The 24,795-nt window shown below is 70.8% G+C and carries 17 protein-coding genes and 1 pseudogene; 12 read left to right on the top strand and 6 right to left on the bottom strand.

What is annotated here, in order from left to right; all coding sequences use genetic code 11:
- Window position 1: 1 nt before the first annotated feature.
- The 6 genes from ACFY3V_RS30745 (at window position 2) to ACFY3V_RS30720 (ending at window position 8,415) form a co-directional block, all read left to right on the top strand.
- On the top strand, window positions 2-1,558 hold the full coding sequence (locus tag ACFY3V_RS30745) for a CocE/NonD family hydrolase (RefSeq protein ID WP_362900897.1): 1,557 nt from the start codon (window positions 2-4) through the stop codon (window positions 1,556-1,558).
- Complete coding sequence (locus ACFY3V_RS30740; protein ID WP_362900899.1) at window positions 1,555-2,982, top strand: YcaO-like family protein; 1,428 nt, start codon at window positions 1,555-1,557, stop codon at window positions 2,980-2,982. Before ACFY3V_RS30745 ends, ACFY3V_RS30740 begins: the two co-directional genes overlap by 4 nt.
- Window positions 2,983-2,995: 13 nt before the next feature.
- A complete protein-coding gene (locus ACFY3V_RS30735) occupies window positions 2,996-4,405 on the top strand; it encodes a hypothetical protein (protein ID WP_362900901.1) in 1,410 nt (469 codons plus the stop codon).
- On the top strand, window positions 4,402-6,123 hold the full coding sequence (locus ACFY3V_RS30730; protein ID WP_362900903.1) for an ATP-binding cassette domain-containing protein: 1,722 nt from the start codon (window positions 4,402-4,404) through the stop codon (window positions 6,121-6,123). The genes ACFY3V_RS30735 and ACFY3V_RS30730 overlap by 4 nt, the downstream gene beginning before the upstream one ends.
- Before the next feature lie 16 nt (window positions 6,124-6,139).
- On the top strand, window positions 6,140-7,867 hold the full coding sequence (locus tag ACFY3V_RS30725; RefSeq protein ID WP_362900905.1) for an ABC transporter ATP-binding protein: 1,728 nt from the start codon (window positions 6,140-6,142) through the stop codon (window positions 7,865-7,867).
- 419 nt (window positions 7,868-8,286) lie between these two features.
- The gene (locus tag ACFY3V_RS30720; protein ID WP_362900907.1) at window positions 8,287-8,415 is read left to right on the top strand and encodes a hypothetical protein; all 129 of its coding nucleotides are present in this window, start codon (window positions 8,287-8,289) and stop codon (window positions 8,413-8,415) included.
- Here the strand turns inward: ACFY3V_RS30720 and ACFY3V_RS30715 are convergent.
- From ACFY3V_RS30715 to ftsH, 3 genes and pseudogenes are all read right to left on the bottom strand, one after another.
- Window positions 8,414-8,743 (bottom strand): annotated as a pseudogene (locus ACFY3V_RS30715) (transposase); the annotation flags it as partial. The gene ACFY3V_RS30720 and the pseudogene ACFY3V_RS30715 sit on opposite strands and share 2 nt — an antisense overlap.
- Before the next feature lie 110 nt (window positions 8,744-8,853).
- Window positions 8,854-10,203 (bottom strand): phosphoribosyltransferase family protein, encoded by a 1,350-nt coding sequence (locus tag ACFY3V_RS30710; protein ID WP_389778320.1) that lies wholly within the window; start codon window positions 10,201-10,203, stop codon window positions 8,854-8,856.
- A gap of 121 nt (window positions 10,204-10,324) precedes the next feature.
- A complete protein-coding gene (gene ftsH / locus ACFY3V_RS30705) occupies window positions 10,325-12,232 on the bottom strand; it encodes an ATP-dependent zinc metalloprotease FtsH (protein ID WP_362900911.1) in 1,908 nt (635 codons plus the stop codon).
- Between the two features lie 441 nt (window positions 12,233-12,673).
- Between ftsH and ACFY3V_RS30700 the strand changes: the two genes are divergently transcribed.
- The 5 genes from ACFY3V_RS30700 to ACFY3V_RS30680 all read left to right on the top strand — a co-directional run bounded on the left by ACFY3V_RS30700 (window position 12,674) and on the right by ACFY3V_RS30680 (window position 19,668).
- Window positions 12,674-14,167, top strand: coding sequence for an AAA family ATPase (locus tag ACFY3V_RS30700; protein ID WP_362900913.1), 1,494 nt, complete (start codon window positions 12,674-12,676; stop codon window positions 14,165-14,167).
- A 188-nt stretch (window positions 14,168-14,355) separates the two neighbouring features.
- A complete protein-coding gene (locus tag ACFY3V_RS30695; RefSeq protein WP_389778317.1) occupies window positions 14,356-17,004 on the top strand; it encodes a GNAT family N-acetyltransferase in 2,649 nt (882 codons plus the stop codon).
- A gap of 257 nt (window positions 17,005-17,261) precedes the next feature.
- Window positions 17,262-17,936: a pyridoxamine 5'-phosphate oxidase family protein gene (locus ACFY3V_RS30690; protein ID WP_362900917.1), complete on the top strand. Its 675-nt coding sequence runs from the start codon at window positions 17,262-17,264 to the stop codon at window positions 17,934-17,936.
- Window positions 17,937-18,097: 161 nt separating this feature from the next.
- A complete protein-coding gene (locus tag ACFY3V_RS30685) occupies window positions 18,098-18,880 on the top strand; it encodes an HAD-IA family hydrolase (protein WP_362900919.1) in 783 nt (260 codons plus the stop codon).
- Between the two features lie 119 nt (window positions 18,881-18,999).
- Entirely contained in the window at window positions 19,000-19,668 is a 669-nt protein-coding gene (locus tag ACFY3V_RS30680) for a CBS domain-containing protein (RefSeq protein WP_362900921.1), read from the top strand.
- Window positions 19,669-19,694: 26 nt separating this feature from the next.
- On the opposite strand, the gene ACFY3V_RS30675 is transcribed toward ACFY3V_RS30680, so the two are convergent.
- The 3 genes from ACFY3V_RS30675 to ACFY3V_RS30665 all read right to left on the bottom strand — a co-directional run bounded on the left by ACFY3V_RS30675 (window position 19,695) and on the right by ACFY3V_RS30665 (window position 23,691).
- Window positions 19,695-21,395: a GAF domain-containing protein gene (locus tag ACFY3V_RS30675; RefSeq protein WP_389778313.1), complete on the bottom strand. Its 1,701-nt coding sequence runs from the start codon at window positions 21,393-21,395 to the stop codon at window positions 19,695-19,697.
- An 81-nt stretch (window positions 21,396-21,476) separates the two neighbouring features.
- The gene (locus ACFY3V_RS30670) at window positions 21,477-23,123 is read right to left on the bottom strand and encodes an IS200/IS605 family accessory protein TnpB-related protein (RefSeq protein WP_389778311.1); all 1,647 of its coding nucleotides are present in this window, start codon (window positions 23,121-23,123) and stop codon (window positions 21,477-21,479) included.
- Window positions 23,116-23,691 (bottom strand): IS607 family transposase, encoded by a 576-nt coding sequence (locus ACFY3V_RS30665; protein ID WP_362900927.1) that lies wholly within the window; start codon window positions 23,689-23,691, stop codon window positions 23,116-23,118. The genes ACFY3V_RS30670 and ACFY3V_RS30665 overlap by 8 nt, the downstream gene beginning before the upstream one ends.
- A 302-nt stretch (window positions 23,692-23,993) precedes the next feature.
- Here ACFY3V_RS30665 and ACFY3V_RS30660 point away from each other — a divergent pair, with 302 nt between their 5' ends.
- Entirely contained in the window at window positions 23,994-24,701 is a 708-nt protein-coding gene (locus ACFY3V_RS30660; RefSeq protein ID WP_362900929.1) for a CBS domain-containing protein, read from the top strand.
- The last annotated feature ends 94 nt before the right edge of the window (window positions 24,702-24,795 follow it).

Below are 24,795 nucleotides of genomic sequence, written 5' to 3'. Positions count from 1 at the left end.
CATGGCGGTCGCCACCGGCGACGACGCGACCCTGGCAGCAGACTTCTGCCTGCCGGATGGGCCCGGACCGTTTTCCTGCGTCCTGATCCGCACCCCGTACGACCGGCGCTCGCACGCCGCGGAGCTGCGCTCCTGGGCACGACGGGGTTTCGTCGCGGTGGCCCAGGACGTACGCGGTCGACACGGTTCCGGCGGCGAGTGGCACCCCTACCTCAACGAAGCCGAGGACGGCGCGGCCACCGTGCGGGCACTGCGCCGGCAGCCATGGAGCAACGGCGTGATCGTCGCCTGTGGCGCCTCCTACGCCGCCCACTGCGTACTGGCCATTGCACTGCACGCCGACCCCGCGGTCCGGCCCGACGCCGCGATCGTCGCCGTACCGGCGCTCGGTCTGGCGGAGACCGCGCGCGAGGCGGGCGGTGCCGAACGGCTGCTGGCGAGAGCGGGGTGGTGGGCCGCCCACGGTGACCGTCCGGACAGCGACCCGTCCGAGCTGGACCGGGCCCTGGCCACCGACCCCGCCCTGCTCGACCACCTGCCGGTGCTGGATCTGCCCCGGCGGCTCGGACGCCCGCTCCCCTCCTGGAAACGGCTCTGGGACGCGCGGCGCTCGGGCGACCCCGCCGGAACCGTCGGCAGTGGTACGGGAGCGGGCGACAACGGAGCGCGGGCCGAGTCGGGAACGATGCCACTGCTCGCCGTGGGCGGCGGTCACGACCCGTTCGTCACCGAAACGATGGCGCTGTGGCGGGCTTGGGGCCGCCGAGGCTTGGGGGCCGCCCGGCTGCTCCTCGGTCCCTGGGGTCACACTCTCACCGCTTCCCCCGGCCGGATCTCTGGCCAGGGCCACCGGCTGGCACTGGGACCGCTGTACGTGAGGTTCGCGCAGGCCGCACTGGACGGCACGCTGACCGGGCGCCGCGGCGCCGTCGCCCTGGAGGGCACCGGCCAATGGCTGTCCGCCCAAGAGCTGGACCACACGTCCACCCGCGTGTGCATGGACGGCGGGGGGACGGGTCTGCGAGTACTGCGGGGGACGGAGTTCGTCGCGGATCCGGAACGTCCGGTGCGGTCGGACCGCCTCGACGTCCCCACGTGCGGGCCTCCTGACCGGTTCCTGGCCGCTGGCGAGCCGCTGCCCGGCATGCTCGACCTGGCCGGGGAGGCCGAGGTCCGGATCCTGGCCACGGCGGACACCTTCACCGCCGACTGGGCCGCTCGCCTGGTCCTCATCAGTCCCGAGGGCACCGCCGAGCCACTGGCCACCGGGATCACGCGCAGACAGGCACCGGTCGGGGCCCGGGCCGTGGTCGAGATCCCGCTCGGCCCGCTGTTCCGCCGGCTGCCGGCGGGAGCCCGGCTGCGGCTGGAGGTGGCGGGCCACCACTTCCCCGCCCATGTCCGCAACCCCCACACCGGACGCGACCCGCTGCGCACGACCGTCCTGCAGCCCTCCCGGCGCACCATCGTCCCGGGCGGCAGCCACCTGCTGCTGCCCGTCCTCGCCCAGGCCGCCATCATCCGATCCGTCGACCCAGCCGAGGAGATCACCAGGTGACCGCACCCACCGAGACCACCACCGCTCCCGTGCACCGCACCGGCGCCACGCCCGCGCATCCTCTTCCGGTGGACGCGCTGGTCGACCCGGTCTGCGGGCTGATCCGGTCGGTGGCTCCCGTCGCGTACCCCCCGGAGACCCCGGCCCGCTACGTGGCGATGACCGCCGATGTCAGCGACGCCCGCAGGTTCGGAGCATGGCCGGCCGACCGTGTCGCCCTGGGCACCACCTTCGGCGATCCAGAAGGAGCCCGCATCGCCGCTATCGCCGAGGCGGTGGAGCGATACTGCGGCAACCGGCTCCCGCCCCCCGGCGAACCGGACGCTCCGCTGCGGGCCACCGCGGCCGACCTCTCCGGGCGGAACCATCTCGCCCCGGCCGAACTACCCGCCTACGCCGACTGGCAGTACGACCGGCCAGGCTTTCCGTACCGGCGGTTCACCGAGGCCACCGAGGCGCTGTGGGCGCTGGGCACCGAGCAGTCACCCGACGGCGGCGAACGTGACTGCCTGGCCCCCGTAGCGCTGACCCATCTCAACTGGCGGCAGGGCGAGCTGACAGCCCTGCCCCGCACCCACCACCTGAACTACGCGGGTATCGCGACCGGCGCCGGTCTCGCCGACGCCGTCGAACGCGCGCTGCTGGAAACCGTCGAACGCGACGCCCTGGAACTGTGGTGGCACCTGGACGGCCCCACCCGAGGTATCGACGTGGACAGCATCCCCGGACTACCGGCCGACCTCGCGGGGTCGCCGCTGCGCACCTGGGTGGTGGAGATGCCGAACGAGTTCGCCCCCGCCATGGCCGCCCTGGTGTACGACGCCGATCGCGAGCTGTATGCGGCCGGGTTCGCCTGCCGGTACGACCCGGCCGAGGCCGCCCGGAAGGCCGTCCTGGAGGCGGTGCACACGTGGGTCTTCACTCAGGGCCTCACCCACGCCGGCGGATGGGTGTTCCAGGCCATCGACGCCGGGATGCTCGCGAAGGGCCTGTATCTGGACCACCGGGCGGATCGCCGTTACCTCGACGACGCCGGGGAGAACTTCGCCCGCGTGCGCGACCTGGGCGCCCACGTCCAGGTCTGGCTGGACGACCGACTGGCCCCGCTGGCGCGGCGTTTCACCCACCCTGTACGGACGGTGCCGATCGACCAGGTCGTCGCGGGTTCGCCGGAGCGGCTCCGCGCATGTCTCGCCGCCGGCGGCCACCGCGTCGTCACCTTCGACCTGACCACGCCCGATGTGGCCGAGACGCCGCTGCGCGTGGCCCGTGTCCTGGTCACCGGCCTGGTTCCCAACGCCCCCGCCGCGTTCGCCTACTACGGCTGCCCGCGTTTCTCGCAAGCGGCACTCGCCCGGGAGTGGCGTGCCACCGCTCCGACCGGCCCCGGCGACTTCACCCTCGCCCCGCCCCCACACATGTGAGGGGTGGTCGAACATGAACGCCACCTCCACCGACCGGCTGGTCGCCGAGGCGATCGCCGAGGCTCGTTCCACCCGGCCGGTCGGCCCGCACACCCCCGCGGGCCCCACCAGAGGGCGCTGGACCGGTGAGCCGACCGATGCCGGGGCCGGCGTGGGCGACATTCACCTGGGGCGCCTGCTGATGTACTCCTTGGCAGCCGGACCGGCCGGACTCCGGGCAGAGCCGCTCAAGCCCGGCGGCGACCACGACGGCGTGACCGCGGCGCGGCTGCGACCCGTGGCTTCCGCAGGCGGGCTGCACCCGGTCAACGTCCATCTGCTGGTCGGCAAGGGGTGTTCGTTGCCGCCAGGGCGCTACGCCTACGACCCGCTGAAACATCGGGCTCGCCGGCGCGGCCCCGCCCCGGCGGCACCGCATGGGATCGTCTTCGTGCTCACGGTCACCGTCCAGCGAACCGTCTCCTATTACGGCCACCGAGCTTGGCCGCTGCTGCTCCTGGACACCGGACACGCAGTGGCCGCCCTCGCCATGGCCGCCCTCGCCCACGGGCACCGTGCCCGGTTGACGTTGAACGCCGACATGACCCTGTTGGCTGCGGCCGCCGGGCTGCCCGCGCCCGACCGGTGGCACGCCGCCTGGGTGGACACCACACCGGAACATCCGCTGGCCGCCGTCCACATCGCAGTCCGCGCATCAGACGGTGAGTCCGGCCACGCCGCCCCGTGCCCGCTCACCGCCTGGGCCGCCGAGCCGCCGGGGACGCCGCCGGCAGCCGGCCCCGCACCGAGCCCGGCCGGACATCGGGCCGGAGCCGTGCTGGCCGCCCTGTGCCGCACCACCTCCCCGACCACATGGCGGGCCGCCGAACGCCCCTTTCCCTGCGAGAACCCGTCATTGAGACAGGCCATCGCCGACCGCCGCAGCGCGCCACCGCCCCTGACCGGACAACCGGATTCCGGCGCCCTCGCCGCCGTGCTGTCCACGGCCGGCCGCGCCCGCGCGTACGACCTGTCCTGGTGTGCTGCCGTCGGCACGCCCCCGGGCCTGGTGACCGCCAACGCCTCGGAGCCCGGAGCGCTCCGCCCCATCGCCAGTGGAGAGGCGCGGCCCACGCTGGCCGGGTGGGCTGCCGGGCAAGGCTGGCTCGCGCACGCCGGAGCCGTACTCCTGGCGGTGGGCGCACCGGATTCGGCTTCCACCGAGCAGATACGCGTGGAGCATCTGACCGCGGGTTACGCCACCGCCTGCGCCGAACTCACCGCGACCGCCGCCGGTCTGCGCACCCGGCCGATCGGCTCCTGGCAGGCCGCCGACCTGGGAGCCGCACTCGGCGGCCCGGGCGGGCAGCGACGGGTCGTCCACGGTCTCGCGCTGGCTTCCCCCCGCCCGCCGTCCCCTCACTCCCGGAGCGATCGCCGATGATGCTGCACCCGGAGCTGCTGCGCGCCGCCCGTACCGCGCCGGCGGCGCTGTCGCGAGCCACCGCGTTGCTCGCCGCGGTCACCGCCGCTCACATCACCCAGGCGGCGCTGCTCGCCGCCACCCTCGCCGACATCGCCCGTGGCCGCACCGACCGGCTACCCGTACTGCTCGCCTTGGTAGGCGCCGTGCTGTTGCTGCGCGCGGGCCTGATCAGATGGCAGCGGCTGGCCGCCGCCGACGCCGGCGCGCGGATCCGATTGGAACTGCGTGACGAACTGCTCGTCCAGCTCGGGCGTCTCGGCCCGGCCCACAGCACCGCCGCCCGCGCCGGGGCGCTGCGCGCGACCGTGGTCGACGGCGTCGAAGGGGTCAACACCTACCTGTCGCGCTACCTGCCGCAGTTCGCCGTGGTGTGCCTGGTCACGCCCGCGCTTCTGACCTGGATCGCCACCATCCACGCGTGGGCCGCCGCCGTCCTTGCCGCCGCTGTGGCCGCGGCACTCCTCATCCCCCGGCTGTGGGACCGCGCGCTGGCCAAGCGCGGCAAGGAGCACTGGGACAGCTACGAGGACGTGGCAGCCGACTATCTGGAAGCGCTGCAACAGATGCCCACCCTGCGCGCCACCGGAGCCGTTCACCGTAGGCGTCAGGCATTGGAGGACCGGTCGCGCCGGCTGCACCGGGCCATCGTCGCCAAGCTCCGGGTCTCTCTGGTCGACACCGCCCTGACTGACCTCGCCATCCAGGCGGGCACGCTCGGCGCGGTCCTGCTGGCCTGCTTCGCGGCGGCCACCGGCCGCGCCACCGGCGCCGAGTCCTATCTGCTGCTCATGCTCGCCTCCGAGTGCTTCCGGCCGTTGCGCGACCTGTCCAGGGAATGGCACGCCGGATACGTGGGTCTCTCCGCCGCCGACGGCATCGCCGCACTGCGCACCGCCCGGCCCGCCGTACCCGATACCGGTACGCTCGCGCCGTCGTGGCCCAGCGCGCCGACGCTGGCGTTCGCCGACGTCCGTTTCGCCTATCCGGGCGCCGGCCGTCCCGCCCTCGCCGGGGTGGGGTTCGACTGCCCGGCAGGCCGTACGACCGCACTGGTAGGCCCGTCGGGCGCGGGCAAGTCCACGCTGCTGGCGCTCCTGCAACGCCATCACGACCCCGGTGCGGGGGCGGTGACGCTCGGCGGGATCGACATCCGCGACCTGTCCCTGGCCGCGCTACGCCGTACCGTGGCCGTGGTCTCCCAGGAGACCTATCTCTTCGCCGCCTCCATCGCCGACAATCTGCGCCTGGCGGATCCCGACGCCACCGACGGGCAGCTCATCGCCGCCTGCAGGGACGCGGGCATCCACGACGAGATCACCGCGCTCCCCGACGGGTACGCGACCGTACTGGGAGAACGCGGCGCGACCCTCTCCGGCGGGCAGCGGCAGCGCCTGGCCCTCGCCCGCGCCCTGCTCTGCGACGCCCCCGTCCTGGTACTGGACGAGGCCACCAGCGCGGTGGACGAACACCGCGAACATCAGATCACCCAGGCGTTACGCCGCGCCGCGCACGGCCGGACCTGCCTGATCATCGCCCACCGGCTGGCCGCCGTCCGGGACGCCGACCGGATCGTGGTCCTCGACCATGGTCGGGTCGACGCCGTCGGCGACCACCGGACGCTGGCCGTCGCGGGTGGCACCTACGCCGCCCTGGCGACCGCGGACCTGCACAACTGACCCGCCGAGGAGTGCCATGAATTGCCGACCGCCCACCCGGCGCGTCCTGCGCGGCCTGCTCCCCGCGCTACGGCCGCACCGCCGGATGGTCGCCCGTACCATCATCTCCTGCCTGGTCGACCAGGTCGCCCTCGTCGTCCTGGTCACCTGGCTGGCCCACACCGCCGGACGGGCCGTCATCGAGCACGCCGCGCCTGGTCCCGGCACCGTCTGCGGTCTCGGCGGGCTGGTGCTGCTCCGGGCCGTGGCGACCTGGCGGCAGATGGACCTGTCGCACGACCTGGCCTACCGGGTGCTCGCCGAGCTGCGGGTACGCATCTACGACGGTCTGGCGCGCAGCGCCCCCGCTCGCATCGCCGGTCGCCGTAGCGGCGACCTGGCGGCGACCGCGATGAACGACATCGAGACGCTCGAGTTCTTCTACGCCCACACCATCGCTCAACTGCTCGCCTCCGGAGCGGTCTTCGTCTCCGGTACGGCGGTGCTCGGCCTGGTCGATCCCTGGCTGGCACTCGCCGTCCTGCCCGCAGCCGCCGCGCTGATGGCACATCCCCTGCTCGGCGACCGGGGCCGCACCCTCCGAGGGGAACGCGTCCGCACCGCCACGGCGCGGCTCTCGGCCGATGCCGTCGACACCGTGGACGGCATCCGGGAACTCCTCGCCCACAACGCCCTGGACCGCCGACGCCGGCAACTCGCCGACGCCGGCCGCCGACTGGCGTCGGCACAGCGCGCCGAGGCGCGCCACGACGGCGCCTTCCTCTCCGTTCAGGACATCCTCGTGGTGGCGGCCCTGATCGGTGTGGTCACCGCCCTCGGGACCGCGGGCGGCGGTCCGCATGGGGCGTGGGCTCCCGCCGCGCTGGCTCTGGCCGTCTCGGTCCTGGCACCGGTGGCCGCCGGCGCCGACGCCCTGCGCCAGGCAGGCAGCCTGCGCGCCGCCGCCGCGCGGGTGAGAGCCGCGATCGACGCCCCGCCGACCGCCCCGCCCGCGGCCCGCCCGGCTGCACTTCCCGACGGTCCGGTCGGCGTACGGCTGCGCGACCTCCACTTCTCCTACGGCGACGCCCCCGTGCTGCGCGGGGTGGATCTCACCATTTCCCCGCACCACACCGTCGCCCTGGTCGGAGCGTCCGGAGCGGGGAAGACCACCATCGCCCACCTCCTGGCCCGCTTCTGGGACCCCACGGAAGGCACCGTGGAGCTCACCACCGCCGAGGGCCCCGTCGACCTGCGCGACCTCACCGACGATGACCTGCGCAGCGCGGTCGCGCTGGTCGGCCAGGACGCCTCCCTCTTCCACGGCACCCTCCGGGACAACCTCCTCCTGGCCGCACCCGACGCAGATGGCGCCCTGCTGGACCGCGTCATCGGGCAATGCGGCATCGACCGGATCGCCGCCACCCTGCCCAAGGGCCTGGACAGCGTCGTGGGAGAACGCGGCGCCACGCTTTCCGGCGGTCAACGAGCCCGTGTCGCGCTCGCCCGTGCCCTGCTGACCAATCCCAGAGTGCTGATCCTCGACGAAGCGACCGCCCACGTGGACACTGTCGGCGATGCTGAGCTCGCTCGACTGCTCGCCGGATGTGACATCACCACGATCGTCATCGCACACCGTCCTGCCACCATCCGCCGCGCCCCCCAGATCGCCGTCCTCGACAACGGCCAGGTGGTGGAAGAAGGCACGTGGGACACCCTCACGTCAGACGCCGGCAGCCCCCTGAGCCGACTCCTGAAACCCTGAACTCCGGGCTGAGCGGGAACGGCCGAGGTCCTTCCAGCGGCCGGCGACCGTCGTATGTGACGGCCCCTCGAGATCGCGGTCGGCGCCGAGCACCGCCTGATCCACGAGTTGCCCCGCTTGAACGCCGCGACGGTGCGCACCGACCCGTACGGCCCCGTGCTGGCCCACGCGCCCCACCCCCTCCACGTCCGACCTCCACCTCCGGTCGGCGTGCGAGCCTGGCGACCCGAGGAAAGGAAACGGGTGTGCACCCGGAGCCGGACGATCACAACCGGCGTTCAGCGGCTCCGGGTAAGAAGCGGTGGCTCACTCGCTCAACGCTCAAGCAGGCAGCGCCTCACCGTCACCTGTCGACGTCTGAACGTCAACGTGCTTGATGCTCGGCGTGCGACCTGGCCCTGGACACCGCCGACGCGGTTGTGACCCGCGACGACCTGACCACCGTCCCGGCCGTCATCGCCTTGGCCCGCCGGGCCCGCCGCCTCGTCCTGGCCAACCTCTGCATCGCCGCGACGTTCATCGTCGTCCTGGTCGCCTGGGACCTGTGAGGAACCCGGTCTCATCGACGATCACCCCCCCCCGGTTGGTGTCACCGAGGTACTCCACCACATACGCTCGCAGGTCGTCGCGGACCGCGTCGGCGTCCCAGGCCGAGGAGTTCAACAGCCGCTGCATTCCCTGCGGGCCGTCATCGCCTGCCGCCTCGGCCAATTGCCAGCCGTTCTTACGTTCAACCGGCGCCAGGAGGCCGAGCAGGCAAGCCCGCGCCCGTTGACGCGGCTCGGCCCGCCCGAAGCGGCCCGCCACCCGCGCGAACATCTCCGCCAAGCCCGCCCTCCACGCCTGAAGGTCCTCAGCGGTCACCGCACTCGGCATACCGCCAAATTAACCAATCGTTGTAGTACTAGAGGTCAAGGTCCCTCAGACATCCGGGCCGGACACGCCGAGCGGCACGGCTCGCCCCGGCGAGCCGGCTGTGACGGCTCTCAGCTCACCGGTGGCCCGAAGTGGCGGGCGAACCACTCCTGCGCGAGAGCCGCGACGCTCTCGAGCGTTCCTGGCTCTTCGAACAGGTGACCGGCGCCGGGGACGATCCGGAGCAGGTTCTCGCAACGCAACCGTTCCTGTGCCGCCCTGTTGAGGTCGATCACCGCCTTGTCGCGGCCTCCCACGATCAGCAGGGTCGCCGCCCGCACCGCCGGAAGTCGCGGACCGGCCAGATCGGGCCGCCCACCCCGGGAGACGACGGCGGCGACCTCGCAGCCCGGCTCCGCCGCCGCCCACAGCGCGGCCGCGGCTCCGGTGCTCGCCCCGAAATAACCGATCGGGACGCCCGCCACCTCAGGCCGATCCCCCAGCCAGCCGGTGACCCGGACGAGTCTTTCCGCCAGCAACCCGATGTCGAACACGTTGCCCCGGTCGAACTCCTCCTCGGGGGTGAGCAGGTCGAACAGCAGCGTCGCCAGACCCGCCCGGTTGAACGTCGAGGCCACGTACCGGTTGCGCGGGCTGTGGCGGCTGCTGCCGCTGCCGTGCACGAACACGACCACCCCCGCGCAGCTCTCGGGAACGACGAGTCTGCCGGGCAGCCGGACCCGGCCGGCGTCCACCCAGACCTCCTCGGCGGGACCGGGAGGATCGTCTCCCCGCGCGTGCTCCTCACCCCTGCCGCCCCAGGCTTCGGCCCGCCGCAGCAATTCGATCACCTCCTCGTCGCTGCCCTGGGTGAAATCGAGGTACCAGGCACCGATCGCGTAGAAGGCGTGCGGTGTTCGCAGGCAGACCACCTCGTCGGCGACCTCACGCAGGCTCTCGATCGTTCCCGGCGCTCCGACCGGAACAGCCAGCACCACTCGGGAGGCCCCGCGCGCCCGAGCCACCTGGCAGGCGGCACGAGCCGTTCCGCCGGTGGCGACACCGTCGTCCACCACGATCACCGTACGGCCCGTCAGATCCACCGGGGCGCGCTCACCGCGCAGGTGGCGCCCGCGGCGCAGGAGCTCCTCGCGCTCCCGCTCCTCCACCGCGGCCATCTCCTCCTCGGTCAGGTTCGCGCGCCACACGATGTCGCGATCGACGACGCGTACCCCGCCCTCCCCGAGGGCACCGAACCCGACCTCCGGCTGGAACGGCACCCCGAGCTTGCGGACGATGATCACATCCAGTGGAGCGCCGAGGGCTTTGGCCACCTCGAACGCCACCGGCACTCCCCCTCTGGGCAACCCCATGACGACTGTGTTCCCGGCGTTCCCGGCGTTCCCGGCATTCCCGGCCTCGACGAGCCCGCGCAGTCGCTCGGCCAGCCGCATCCCCGCCTCATGGCGATCGACGAACACCCCGTCCACCTCGCAATCTGCGACACCACGCCCCCGTTCACCGGCGTCGATGGAAAAATCACGTCGGCGGTAGGGCTGAAGGTCCCGATTCACCTCCCCGTATGCGGGAAACGTCCCCCTCTCAGACAGTGACGTCGTCGGCGGCGTTCAGGTCCGGATGCGCCTGCCGCTCGTCGCGCAGCACGCCGCCGACGACGTCACCGTCGACCGTCTCCTTCTCGACCAGGATCGTGGCGAGCCGGTCCAGGGCGCCACGGTGCACTCTCAGCAGGTCGACCGCGCGTTTCTCGGCCTCGCGGATCAGGCGGGCGACCTCCTCGTCGATGACCTGCTGCGTCCGCTCCGAGTACGGCCTGCGCTGGAGCTCCTCACCGTCCTCGCCGAGGAACTGAGGGCCCGCGGGAGAGTAGCCGACCGGACCGAGCGCGGGTGACAGGCCGAAGTCGCGCACCATGCGGGTGGCGATCTGCGTGGCGGCCGCGAGATCGTTGGCGGCGCCGGTGGAGCCCTCACCGAAGACGACCAGTTCCGCGGCCCGGCCGCCCAGCCGCACGGTGAGCAGGTCGGTGAGGTAGGTCTCGCTGTAGAGATGCCGTTCGGCCTCGGGCAGTTGCTCGGTGACGCCGAGTGTCAGGCCGGCGGGCAGGATGGTCACCTTCGCGACCGGGTCGGCCTGCTCGCACAGCGTGGCGAGCAGGGCGTGCCCGGACTCGTGCACGGCCACCGAGTGGCGTTCCTGGGGAAGCAGCGCGTTGGTCGTCTCCCGCCGTCCCAGCAGCACCCGCTCGCGTGCCGCGTCGAGGTCCCTGGCGTTGATGGTCGTGCGGCCGGCCCTGACCGCGTTGATCGCGGCCTCGTTGACGAGGTTGGCCAGGTCGGCGCCGGAGAATCCCGGAGTGGCACGGGCTATCACGCCGAGGTCGACGTCCGGGGCCAGATGCTTGCCGGCCGCGTGAACGGCCAGTATCGCCGCGCGTTCGACCTGGTTGGGCAGCGGGACGGTGACCTGCCGGTCGAAACGGCCGGGACGCAGCAGAGCGGGGTCAAGGGTCTCCGGCCGGTTCGTCGCGGCCAGGACGACGATCCCGCTGCTCTGGTCGAAGCCGTCCATCTCCGCCAGCAGCTGGTTGAGCGTCTGCTCGCGTTCGTCGTTGCCGGCGATCGCCCTGCCACGCCGGCCGCCGATGGCGTCGATCTCGTCGATGAAGACGATCGAGGGGGCGCGTTTACGCGCCTCGTCGAAGAGGTCGCGGACTCGTGAGGCGCCCACGCCGACGAACATCTCCACGAACGCCGAGCCGGTGACCGACAGGAACGGCACGGCCGCCTCTCCGGCCACCGCCCGGGCGATGAGCGTCTTGCCCGTTCCCGGAGGACCGACCATGATCACTCCCCGGGGTGGTTTCGCGCCCGCGGCCGCGTACCGATCGGGGGCGCGCAGGAATTCCACCATCTCGCTGATCTCCTGCTTGACGCCGTCGTAGCCGGCGATGTCGCCGAACCGGGTCGCCGGCCGCTGGGCCTCGATGATCTTCGCCTTCGACCGGCCGAAACCTCCCATCCCACCGGCCATGGACTGCTGCGCCTTTCTTCCCATCCAGCCGAACAGGGCGATGAGCAGCACCAGCGGCAGAAAGCCGACCAGGAGCGAGATCAGGGAGTTCTCCGCCCGCGTCGCGGTGATCTGGACGTGATTGGAGCGAAGCTGGTCCTCCAGCCGGGTGGCGTTGAGCGCGGTGGGGATCTGGCTGGTGAAGGTGGCGCCGTTGTTCAGCGTGCCCGACACCGCGCCCTGATCGTCGATCGTCACCGCCTTGACCTGTCCCGTGCTCACCTTGGCGACGAAATCGCTGTAGGGGTACGACGCGCTCGACGGCCCGGTGAACAGCAGGGGCACCAGCAGCCACAGCGCGACGATCAGCATGCCGATCGTCGGCAGCCAGCGCCGCCAGCCGGTGGGTGGCGGAGACGACGAAGGGGGCGTCGGCGGCGGCTCGTTCGGCGGCCCGGGCTTCGCCTTACCGGTCATGTGCCGACTGTGCCGGCCATGCGGCCGGATTCGCGTGATCACCACCTGGCCTCCCAGATATGCCCCTCACCTGCCAGTTTTCAGCCACCCGGCAGGGATCGTGCAGGGTCTAAAGACCCGAAATCAGGACATAAATCCTTTTTGGGTAGGCCGCGAGCAAGGCGAGCGGCAGACACATCCGTCCCGCCCACACCGTGTTTCCCCACGCCCCCTCGCACCTCTGCCCCCTCTGTGCACTTTGGTGCTCTTTGATGGCCTTTGCTGCCTCCCCGTGCCGCCCTGACCGATCGTCGGCGGCCGCGTCACAGGTCGCGACCAGGGGAAGGACTGGGAGATGGGGAGTCCGCCCACCCGCCCGAGATCACCTCAACGGCGGATCCGGCCGTTCAACCGGGGTTTCGGTCATCCGAGGGGTGGAGCTGAGCGTGGAAGGCGTTGCCGATGGGATCGTGGGCGCAGATCAAGGAGACGCACATCGCCGTCGTGCTCCTGCTCGGAGATCGTGTTTTCAAGCTCAAGAAGCCGGTGGACCTCGGCTTCCTGGACTTCACCACCCGTGAGGCCCGGCGGGCCGCCTGCCTGCGGGAGGTGGAACTCAACCGCCGGCTCGCCCCGGACGTCTACGAGGGGGTCGCCGACGTACTGGGCCCGGACGGAGAGGTCTGCGATCATCTCGTCGTGATGCGGCGCATGCCCGAGGAACGCCGTCTCGCCGTCATGGTCCGCCTGGGCCAACCGGTCGAGGAGCCCCTGCGAAGCATCGCGCGGATGATCGCGAGCATGCACGCCCGATCCCCCCACAGCCCGCGCATCGACCGGAGCGGGGAGAGACAGGCACTGCGGTCCCGCTGGAACGCGAGCTTCGACCAGATCCGCGCGCTTCCCGACGCGGTTCTCGACCCCGAGACCGTCACGGAGATCGAACGGCTCACGCTGCGTTTCCTCGACGGCCGCGACCCCCTGCTCACCGCCCGAGTCGAGGAGGGCCGCATCGTGGACGGCCACGGCGACCTGCTCGCGGAAGACATCTTCTGCCTGCACGACGGGCCGAGGATCCTGGACTGCCTGGAGTTCGACGAACGGCTCCGCTTTCTCGACGGCCTTGACGACGTGGCCTTCCTCGCCATGGACCTGGAGCGGCTCGGGGCACCTCGCCTGGCCGAGACCTTCCTGCACCACTACATCGAGTTCACCGCCGATCCCGCCCCGCCCTCGCTCTGGCACCACTACGTCGCCTACCGAGCCTTCGTCCGCGCCAAGGTCGCCTGTCTGCGGCAACGGCAGGAGGACTCCGGCCCGGCGCGAGAGGCCCGGCAACTCGCCGAGCTCACACTTCGCCACCTGCGAGCGGGGGCGATCTCCCTGGTCCTCGTCGGCGGAGGTCCGGGAACCGGCAAGTCGACCCTGGCCGCCGCCCTCGCCGACCGCCTCGGACACACGCTGCTGAACAGCGACCGCGTTCGCAAGGAACTCGCCGGCATCGCGCCGGAACAACCGGCGGCGGCCCCCTTCGGCGAGGGCATCTACGATCGCCGGCGCACCGAGCGCACCTATGACGAGTTGCTGTTTCGAGCCGAGAAGCTGCTCCAGCGGGGCGAGCCGGTCATCCTCGACGCCTCCTGGATCGACGCCGAGCACCGGACGGCGGCCGAGCACCTCGCCCGGCGCACCTTCAGCGACCTCGTGGCGCTACGCTGCACCGCCCCTCCACGGATCACCGCCGAGCGGCTCGCCCGGCGAACCGGCGGGGTGTCCGACGCCGATCAGGCGATCGCCGCGACCATGGCGACGAGGACGGCGCCCTGGCCGGAGGCGACCGAGATCGACACCGGCACGACCGTGGAACAGGCACTTGAACGGGCCCTGACAGCGATCCATCCTCCCTCGGCCGTCGTCGCCCGGCGGTTCCGGCGCCCCCAGATGGAACCCGGCTGAGGACGCCGTAAAAGAGCCGTAGAAGAAGGGGCCCGAATGATCGGTACCCGTCACCGGGCACCGTCCCGGAGCCCGGTGACGGTGATTTCGACAGTGATTTCGCCGGTGACTCCGCGGGTGACCTTCGGCCGGGCGATGGGGCCGAAGGACTCCTGACAGGCGGCGGAGCACCGGGAAAGGCTTGCTTCATGTCGATCCTGGACGAATGTGACGCACTCCTTCGAACCGGGGAGATCGCCCACATCAGACCGCTGCGCGACACGGACCGCACGGCCCTGCACGCCCTGGTGGACCACACCTCGGAGAAGTCGGCCTACCTGCGGTTCTTCGCCGGAGGTCGCGCCACGGCCCACCTGTACATGGACCGGCTGACCGGCCCCGGCTACCGCGGGCACGCCCAGGTCGCCCTCCTTTCCGGGCGGCTCGTCGCGGTCGCGGAGTACATCCCCGACGAGAGGCGGCACAGCGCCGACGTGGCCGTCCTCATCGACGACCACGTCCACGGCCGTGGTCTGGGCACCCTTCTGCTGGAACACCTCGCGCTCGACGCCGCGGCCCGGGGGGTGGGCGAACTGGTGGCCGACGTGCTCACCGGAAACGGGACGATGCTGAAGGTTCTCTCCGACCTCGGTCTCACCACGACACGCGAGTTCACCGGCGACGAGATACGCGTCCGGATCGACCTGCGCCCCACGGACGCGCTCACGGCCGCGATCGAGCGGCGCGACCACGAGGCGGAGCGCGCCTCGCTGAGGCGAGTGCTGTCTCCCCGCTCGATCGCCGTCGTGGGAGCGAGCCGCGAGCCGGACCGGGTGGGGCATCGGCTGCTGGGAAACCTGCTCGACGGCGGATTTCCCGGCCCGGTCTACCCGGTGAATCCGAAGGCGACTCACATCCTCGGCCTCCCCGCCCATCCCGACCTGTCCTCGATCGGCGAGCCGGTCGACCTGGTCGTCGTGGCCACGCCCGCGAACGCGGTCCTGGACGTCGCACGCCAGTGCGCCGGCCACGGCGTGGCCGGGCTCGTCGTGGTCAGCGCCGGCTTCGCGGAGACCGGCCCGCAGGGAGCGGAGCGCCAGGCCGAACTGCTGCGCATCTGCCGTACCGGAGGGATTCGGCTGATCGGCCCCAACTGCCTCGGAATCGTGAGCACCGGCGCCGCCCTCAACGCCAGTTTCCTGCCCCATCCTCCGCTGCCGGGCGCCGTCGCGCTGATGTCGCAGTCCGGAGCGGTGGCCGCCGGGCTCGTCGCCCGGGCCACCACGCTCGACATCGGGATCTCCTCCTTCGTCTCGGTCGGTAACAAGGCCGACGTCAGCGGCAACGACCTGCTGGAGTACTGGGAGGACGACCCCCAGACCACGGTCATCGCCCTGTACCTGGAGTCCTTCGGCAACCCGCGGAAGTTCGGCAGGATCGCCCGCCGGGTGGGACGGCACAAGCCGATCGTCGCGATCAAGAGCGGCCGCAGCACCTCGGGGGACCGGGCCGTACGCTCGCACACCGCCGCCGCCGCGACCCCGGACGTCGCCGTCGACGCCCTGTTACGCGCCGCCGGAGTCATTCGCGTCGACGGCATGCAGGAGTTGCTGGACACCGCACGGCTACTGGCCACCCAGCCGCTGCCCGCCGGAGACCGGGTGGCGATCGTCGGCAACTCCGGCGGGCCACAGGCGCTCGCCGCCGACGCCTGTGAACGTCACGGCCTTCTCGTACCGGAACTGTCGCCCGGCACCCAGCGACGGATGCGCTCCGGGTTGCGCCCGGCCGCCGCCGTCGCCAACCCGGTCGACCTGACGGCCGACGGGCAGGCCGACGAGCTGGAGTTCGCCGCCTTGGCCGCGCTGGAAGACCCGGAGGTCGACACCGTGCTGATCGTCTACACCCCGCCGTTCGGTTCGGGTACCGAACGCACCTGTGAGGCGATCGCACGGGTAGCGAGTTCGGCGAACAAGACCGTCGTCGCCTGCGTGGTCGGCCGTGACGGGACGACCGGCCCGGTGCCCGTGTACGCCTTTCCCGAGCAGGCCGTGCAGGCGGTGAGCCGGGCCGTGGCCTACGCGCGGTGGCGCTCACGTCCGGTCCTGCCCTTCGTCCCTCCTGCGGGGACGGATATCCAGGCGGCACAGGGACTCGTCGAGGAAGACCTGTCGCACCATCCTCAGGGCCGCTGGCTCGACCCGGTGACGGCCGCCCGGCTTCTCGGCTGCTACGGGGTCGCCGTGGCGAAGTTCATCAGGGCGGACTCTCCGCAAGAGGCCGCCCTCGCCGCCGCCCACCTCGGATTCCCCGTCGCGCTGAAGGCGACGGGACCGGTGCACAAGAGCGACGTCGGCGGCGTCCGGCTCGGGCTGCGCACCTCGGCGGAGGTTCGCGGCGCCTACCGGGCGATGAAGGACACGGTCGGCCGGGAGATGACCGGCGCGATCGTCCAGCCGATGGCCCCCGACGGCGTGGAGATCATCGTCGGCGCGGTCCGCCACCCCTCCTTCGGTCCTCTGGTCATGGTCGGCTTGGGAGGCGTGAGCGCCGAACTGCTCACCGACCGCGCCTTCCGCAGTCCCCCGCTGAGCGGCCAGGACGCCGCGGAAATGATCCGGGAGCTGCACTGCGCCCCCCTTCTGTTCGGCTACCGGGGGCGTCCGGTGGCCGACACCGTCACCTTGGAGGATCACATCGTCAGGGTGGCGAAACTCGCAGAAGATCTTCCCCAGATCGCCGAGCTGGACCTGAACCCGATCGTCGTCGGTCCCGCCGACGCCGTCGTGGTGGACGTGCGGATCCGGCTGGCCCTGGCCTCACCCGTCCCCTCCCCTCTGCGCCGCCGGCTCCGCTGAGAACCGGCACGCGATCAGCAGACGACCGGCACACTACCGGCAAGGTCACCTGGCCGTGGCGCACGGGACTTTCGGCCCTGTTACCGCCCCTGCCCGCGCCATAGCGTTCCCAGTGAAGAGATTCCCCGAAGGCCGGCCGCCAGAGCCCGGCGTCGCATCCGACGTGGCCGTCCTACGGGGGGAGGTTCGAAAAACACCGCGACGGCATGAAAAGCCCGTCTCCGCGGACGACACCCACCTTGAAAGGGGAAAACCCCATGGCTGAACGCCTCGCCGCTCCCGGTGACCTCGGCCGCCGGATCACCCGACGACGTGAAAGCCTCGGCCTCGACCGGGAAGAACTGGCGAAGCGCGCCGACATCAACCCCTCCTACCTCGCCTACGTGGAGCAGAGGGCGGCCGCCCCCGCCATCGAGACCATCGAGCGCCTGGCCTCCGCCCTGGACACCAGCACCGCCGAACTCCTGGGAGGGACCGTCGACCAGCCCCCCGGGCAGGGACGAGCCGCACTTCACCCTGAGCTGAAGCGCCTGGACGCGAAGGAGTGCCTGCGGCTCATCTCCCCCGGCGGGGTCGGCCGGCTGGCCTTCGACGACCTCGGCGGCCCGATGATCCTGCCGGTCAACTACGTCCTGCACGAAGGCTGCGTGATCTTCCGTACCGCCTTCGGCGGCCCGCTCGACGAGAGCCTGAGGACCGGCGTGAAGGGGGTCGAGTTCAAAGTCGCCTTCGAGGTCGATCGGATCGACGACGCCAACCGCGAGGGCTGGAGCGTCCTCATCCGAGGCGGTGTCCATCATGTCTCCACCGCCGAAGAGCAGGCGGCCGTGATGACCCTGGGCGTCCACCCCTGGGCCGGCGGCGACCGCGAGCTCTACGTCAAGATCACTCCTTCCGAGATCACCGGCCGCCGCATCCTGCACGGCCCGTGATCCACACATCCTGCACGGCCCGTGATCCACACCGGTGTGGCCGCCCGGACGGTCGTCCGCGCTTCCGGGGGAAGATCACCGGCCTGCGGAAGCGGCAGGGCCGATCAGTCCTGACGGCGAGATCGGGCAGCCGTCGTGCCCGGCAAGGAAGGAAGCGCTCCATGACGCCTCCCGCAGTGGTGGACCTCGAAGAGATCGCCGCGATGATCTTCGACACCGACGGGGTCGTCACCGACACGGCCACCGTGCACGCCGCCGCGTGGAAACAGGTCTTCGACGCCTTCCTGGGCGAGCACGCCAGACGGTCCGGCGAGCCGTTCCGGCCGTTCGACGCCGACGAGGACTATCTGTCCCACGTCGACGGCAAATCCCGGCTGGACGGGGTGAACGACTTTCTGCACTCCCGAAACATCACCATCGATCCCGACACGGCGGCGGATCTCGCCGCCTCAAAGGACGCCTTCTTCCTGGCCGAACTCGACACCCACGGCGTGGCCCCCTTCCGCTCGACCCTTGCACTCGTTCGCGAACTGCGACGCAGAAAAGTACTCACCGCAGCCGTCTCCGCGAGCCGCAACTGCGCACGGGTGCTCGACGCCGCGCACGCCACCGGCCTGTTCGACGTCCTGGTCGACGGCGTGACCGCCGCCCGGCTCGGACTCGCGAGCAAACCCGATCCCGCACTGTTCCTGTACGCGGCCCGGCGACTGGGGGTGGCCCCGAGCCGGGCAGCCGTCGTGGAGGACTCCCTGGCCGGTGTGCGAGCCGGCAGGCGAGGCCGCTTCAAACTCGTCATCGGCGTCGATCGGCACACCCGAGGACACGCCCTGCGCGCCGCCGGAGCCGACCTGGTCGTCACCGACCTGGCCGAACTACGACTGAAACCGCCCCCTGATCGCTCAAGCGCCCCGCACCCCCTTAGAGCCGACGGTCCCGGCTCATAGAGTCCTTGGACCCTGGAAAACGCCGCGAGTACGGCCGATGCTGCCCGTATGGACGAGTCACGGCCGGTGAGCGCGGAAGTGACCAGGCCGGCCCATGTCACCACCTGTTCGGAGGCGAGATGCACCACCTCACCGTCAAGGACGTGATGACCCGGAAGGTGATCTCGGTCGGTGAGAACACCGGTTTCAAGGACATCGCGCAAACGCTTCTCACCCACACGGTGAGCGCCCTGCCGGTGGTGGACGACGACGGCCGCGTGGTGGGGATCGTCTCCGAAGCCGATCTGCTCCGCAGCAAGGAACCCCAGGACACACTCTCCGGCGAGCCCACTCCGCCCAAACGGCAGACCTACGCGAACCGCACCGGAGGCGAGGTCGCCAGGGAACTGATGCGCGTCCCCGCGATCACGATCTCGAAGGACGCCCCGGTGGCGGACGCCGGCCGGCTCATGAGGGAGAACGACGTCAAACGGCTCCCGGTGATCGACGGACAAGGCCGCCTGGCGGGCATCGTCAGCCGATGCGACCTGCTGAGGGCGTTCATCCGCTCCGACCACGACATCGAACGCGAGGTCCGCCTGGACGTCCTGACACGCTCATTGTGGATGGACACCTCCCTCGTCCGGGTCATCGTCAAGGACGGCGTGGTGACACTGAGCGGACGAATGACCCTGCGCGGGGACACCAGGATCGCCCTGGACATGACCCGCCAGATCGACGGAGTCATCGACGTGATCGACGAACTCACCTGGGACCGGGACAACACCCGCACCGGGGAACGGCTGTGAAACCCGCCCTCACGACCCGCCCGCACCTAACCTAATGGAACGCTCCACACCAACCGGGTGCCACCCTCCGGCGAGCAGCCGACGACGAAGGACCCGCCCAGCCGCTCGGCCCGCTCCCGCAGATCACGCAGCCCATCGTGCCCGCCGTCCGCGGACACGGCGACCCCGTTGTCGACCACGGTCAGGACGAGCCGCTCCTGACCGGCGTCCACCGATATGTCGACCTTCGAGGCCTCGGCATGACGCACCACATCGGACAACGCCTCACGCAACGCGGCCAGCAGGTCCTCGGCCACCGGCTCCGGCACCGCAACGTCCAGCCTCCCCCCCATCTCCAGGCCCGGCATGAAACCCAGTTGACCGCGCACCCCCTCCACCAGGGCCACGATCCCCGCACGCAACCCGGAAGCGCCCTCCTGAGGGAAGGCACGCAAGGCGAAAATGGTGGAACGGATCTGCCGAATCGTGCCGTCGAGCTCGTCGATGGAGCCGCGCAGCCGCGACGAGACCTCCGGCCGCTCGATCAACGGCACCGTGCTCATCAAGGTCAGGGCCACGGCGAACAACCGCTGGATCACCACATCGTGCAGGTCCTTGGCGATCCGGTCGCGATCCTCCAGCAGACTCAGCCGCTCGGCGTCCATCCGGCTCTCGGCCAGCTTCAGGGCGATCGCGGCCTGCCCCGCGAAAGAGTGCAGGGTGCGCAGCTCATCCCTGCTGAACGGGAGGCGCCCCGAACGCTTACCCAGCGACAACACCCCCCGCACACCTCCCGACGCTCCGATCGGCACCGCGGCCACCGGGCCGAGCGAGATGTATTCGGCGATCACGATCGGGATCTTCACCTCACCCGGATCGGTCACCATGAGCGGCTCACCCGTGACGAAAGCACGACCGGCCAGAGAATCGGCGACCAACGCCTCGGCATGGGCCACCTGCTCACAGGCCTCCCCCTCGGCGATCAACGTACGCAGAACCCGACCACTCTCATCAGGCAGCAGAACGGCCACGACATCGGCCCCCGCCATCTCCCGCGCCCGCCGCGCGATCAGCCCGAGCACCTCGCGCGGCTCCGCCCCCGACAGCAGACTGGTGGTCACCTCCGCCGACGCCTGCAACCACATCTCCCGGCGCCGCGTCTCCTCATACAGACGAGCGTTCTCGATCGCCACCCCCGCGGCGGTCGCCAACGCCGTCACGATCGCCTCGTCCTCCTCGTCGAACTCCCCCCCACCACGCTTCTCGGTCAGATAAAGATTGCCGAACACCTCCTCACGCACCCGCACCGGCACCCCCAGAAACGACCCCATCGGCGGATGACCGGGCGGAAACCCACAGGAGGCGGGGTGGTCGGAGATGTGGGCCAGCCGCAGGATCTGCGGCTCCTTGATCAGCAACCCGAGCAGGCCCAGCCCGTGCGGCCAGTGCTCGATCCGCGCGATCTCCTCCTCGCTCAGCCCCACCGGGACGAACTGGACGAGCGTGCTGTGCTCACCGGCCACCCCCAACGCCCCATAGGTGGCGTCCACCAGCGCGGTGGCGGCCTCCACGATCCTGCGCAGCACCGTCTCCAGATCCAGATCGCCACCCACCGCGACCACCGCCTCGAGCAGCGCGTGCACCCGGTCACGGGTCGCCAGCACCGCCTCCAGCCGCACCCGCAACTCCGACAGCAGCTCGTCCAGCCGCATGTGCGTGATCAACGCACCCGGCTCGATCTTCGCCATACCCCAAGTTTCGCACCCGGGCACCCGGACACCCCCCGCCAAGGAGGCCGTATCCACTCTTCCGGCCATCGTTTACCGTTCCTAAACAGTGTCCAGGAGTGAGCTTTGTACCCACGTCCCGGAACTGCGCGCATCCCGAACGGTTTTGGGTGCGCTGGTCCCCCGCGTTCGCTGAGTGCCCGTCCGGCCACGCGCATCGTGTGCACGCTCCGTGACGGGTGGGCGGGTTCCCTCACGCCCCCGTGCGCCTGGTCCGGCCTGGACGGTCCGATGCCCACGACGATCGCTCTGGTCGTCATGGGGCGGTGCCGTCCGTCGCCGGATCGGGTGCCCGAGGGCGCGTCGCCCGATCGCGATGCTCGCGGCATCATGACGGGTCATTGTGCGGATCTTGCTGGTGAGGGGCTTGCGCCAGTGCTCGTCGCCCCACATCGAGGTGTATGCCGGGTCTACGGCGACGATGGCGAGGCCGTGCTCTGCGGCCATCGACACCAGCCGGGCGCGGAGTTTGCCGGTGGGCATGCCGGAGATCAACTGCCGAAACCGTTTCCTGCGGCCATGCTTCTCGCGGGTCTTGTCCTGCGCGAAGTCCAGGTTCTCGATGCCGATCGCGGCCACGCCGACCCGCTTGGCCCAGTGCAGGAGGCGGGTGATGGCATGCCGGACCTGCGCGTCACGATGATCGGCGGTGCCGGACAGGTCGTAGAAGAACCGCTTGGGTTCGCCCACCGGGTTGCCGCAGGCATCAAGCCGGTAGGCGGCGAAGTGGTCGGCGTTGGTGTCCACGCCGACCATGCCACGGGCGCGTGCCGCCTCCAGCGGCACGGTCTTGACCACCGGGCGACTCCAGGAGGCTGTCAGGTACCAGCGTCCGCGTGCCACGTCGAGGTGCATGCGGTACGCCACAGCCCGGTTCGCCTCGATGCGGTCGCGCCACTCGGCGCCGCGATGCCGGAAGGCCACCGTGGAGGCGAGGGCGTAGCGGCCGTGCTTGCTGTTGGCCAGGTGAGCGAGCGGAGCAGGCAGCTTGATGGACACCTCGCCGTCGGAGGTGACGCGGATGGTCTCGTTGCCCAGCCGCTTGCCCGACTCGCCGTCAGCGGCGAGGAACCAGCGCTCGGCTTCCCACCGGTCACGCCACTGCTGTTCGGTGAGCTGTGCGGCTGGAAGGTTGTGCCGGTTGTTGAGGAGCTTGCGGCCGCCGCGCACGACGTGCACGACACCGTCCTCACGCTCGGCGCGAGCGACCTTGAGACGATGCTCCAGGGTTGCCAGGCGCCGGGACTTGTGGAACCACTCGCCCTTGGAGCGGTAGCCGCCCGGCGCCCGCTTGGTGCCCTTCTCGCCGATCGGCTGCGACAGCCGGTGCATCAGCGTCCGCACATTGGCCTCAAGGTTGTGGATGTGCACGGCTTGGCAGCGCCGCGAGAGTGCCCACTGATCGTGGGTGGCCTTCGTGATCGACCCGGCCCAGCGAGAAGACGACCGTGCGGTCAGAGCCTGCTTACGGGCCGCCCACGTGTCGTTGTTGTGTTCCAGGCCATCGCGGCAGCGCGCCTTGAGGTCCTGCGATGCCAGCCGTCCCAGGTGCTCGCCGATCAGGCGCAACACCGTGTCGTCCTGCGCGGTGAGACCTTTGAGACGGTCGCGTATCGCGACGCCGGACGGGCCCAGGGCAACGAACGGGTCGTCGATCGGCCGGAGCTGCTTCTTGCTCGTCTCAGCCACGCTCGGCCGCTTCAAGGGCCTTGCGGGCGCGGTTCTTCGCCGACCGGCGCCCATACAGGCGGGCGCAGAACGAGGTCAGTACCTCCACCATGTCGCGCACCAGGTCGTCGTCGACCTCGGCGTCATCCAGCGCCACCAGGCGGCGCCCGGTGGCCGACAGTGCGGCCTCGACCAGTTCGACGTTCATCCGGCCGAGTCGGTCCTTGTGTTCCACGACCACCGTGGTCACAGCGGGGTCGGCCAGCAGTCGACGGGCCTTGGTTCGCCCGCCGTTCATCCCGGAGGCGATCTCCGACTCGATCCGCACCACGCGGTGCCCGCACTTCGCGGCCCACTGCGACAGTCGTGCGGTCTGCCGCTCCAGGTCGGCTTTCTGATCGTGTGAGGAGACCCGGGCATACAGGCCCACGCCACCGGTCGCGGAGGGTGAGGTGTTCGCGTCGATGTTGACCAGGATCGTGCGTGGCCCCACCCGTTCCGCAGGGACCGGCAACGTACCCTCACGGAACCAGCGGTACGCAGTACGCGGGGCGATCCCCTGCGCCCGCGCCCATTCCGTCAGGTTCATGCGTGAGATCATACATCACTCGTAATACCTAAAGGACACTCATGGACACTCATTCGAGAGCAGCTCTCACCCCCCCGATGACGAACACCTGACCGACGAGACACGACCTCGCCGACCGGCTCGGGGAGCCCTGCCACCCGGTGGCCGAAAGACCTCCACATCGAGGACCTGTGGCCTCTGCCGGGACGCCCCCGCCGGCAGTGAGATGGAGATCCGGGAACCCGGCGGGCAGCGGCGAGCCACCCTCGATCCGTGCGGGGCCGCCACACCACGAAGGACCCGCGTCCAGAAGGAGGTCGCCGATGTACGCCACGGTCAAAGACGTCATGACCACGAAGGTGACGTCGGTCAGGGGCGACGCCCCGTTCAAGGACGTCGCCGAGGCGCTCATCACCCACACGGTGAGCGCGCTCCCCGTCGTCGACGACGAAGGACACGTCATCGGCATCGTCTCCGAAGAGGACCTCCTCCACAAGGAAGGCTTCAAAGAGCGCTACTACCGCGAGGACTACCATCCACCGCTACGCATCCGGCTACTGCACCGCCTGGGCCAGAAGGGCGGTGACGGCCGCGTCAAAGCCCGTGGCGACACCGCCGCCGACCTGATGACCGCCCCCGCGATCACGGTCCAGCAGCACGCCTCCGTCGTGTCCGCCATACGCCTCATGATCGAACACGGCGTCAAAAGACTGCCGGTGGTGGATGCCGACGGATCGCTCCAGGGCATCGTCAGCCGCCACGACCTGCTCAAGATCTTCGTCCGCGGTGACGCCGACATCGCCCGCGAGGTGGAGGAGAACATTCTCGGACACTCCCTGTGGGCCGCCCCCAACACCGCCACCGCCACCGTCGCACACGGCGTCGTCACCCTGAGCGGCCACATGCACCGGCGCGAGGACGCCCGGCTCGCGGTACGGATAACCCAGCGGGTGAACGGAGTCGTCGACGTGATCGACAACCTGAAGTGGGACGTCGACGACGTCCCAGCCCGGACAAGACACCGAAGGTAAAGAATTCACCTCCCCCGGGTTCTTCAGCCCCTCGACCGTGATCCAGGCGGCTTCGAAGACCCGAGGCCCTTCACCCCATCGGCCCCGCCGAATG

This window comes from Streptosporangium sp. NPDC000095, assembly GCF_042899335.1.
In the GTDB taxonomy this organism is placed as follows: Bacteria; Actinomycetota; Actinomycetes; order Streptosporangiales; family Streptosporangiaceae; genus Streptosporangium.
The sequence above is the reverse complement of the archived record's forward strand: the minus strand, read 5'-3'. Positions and strand labels throughout refer to the sequence as shown.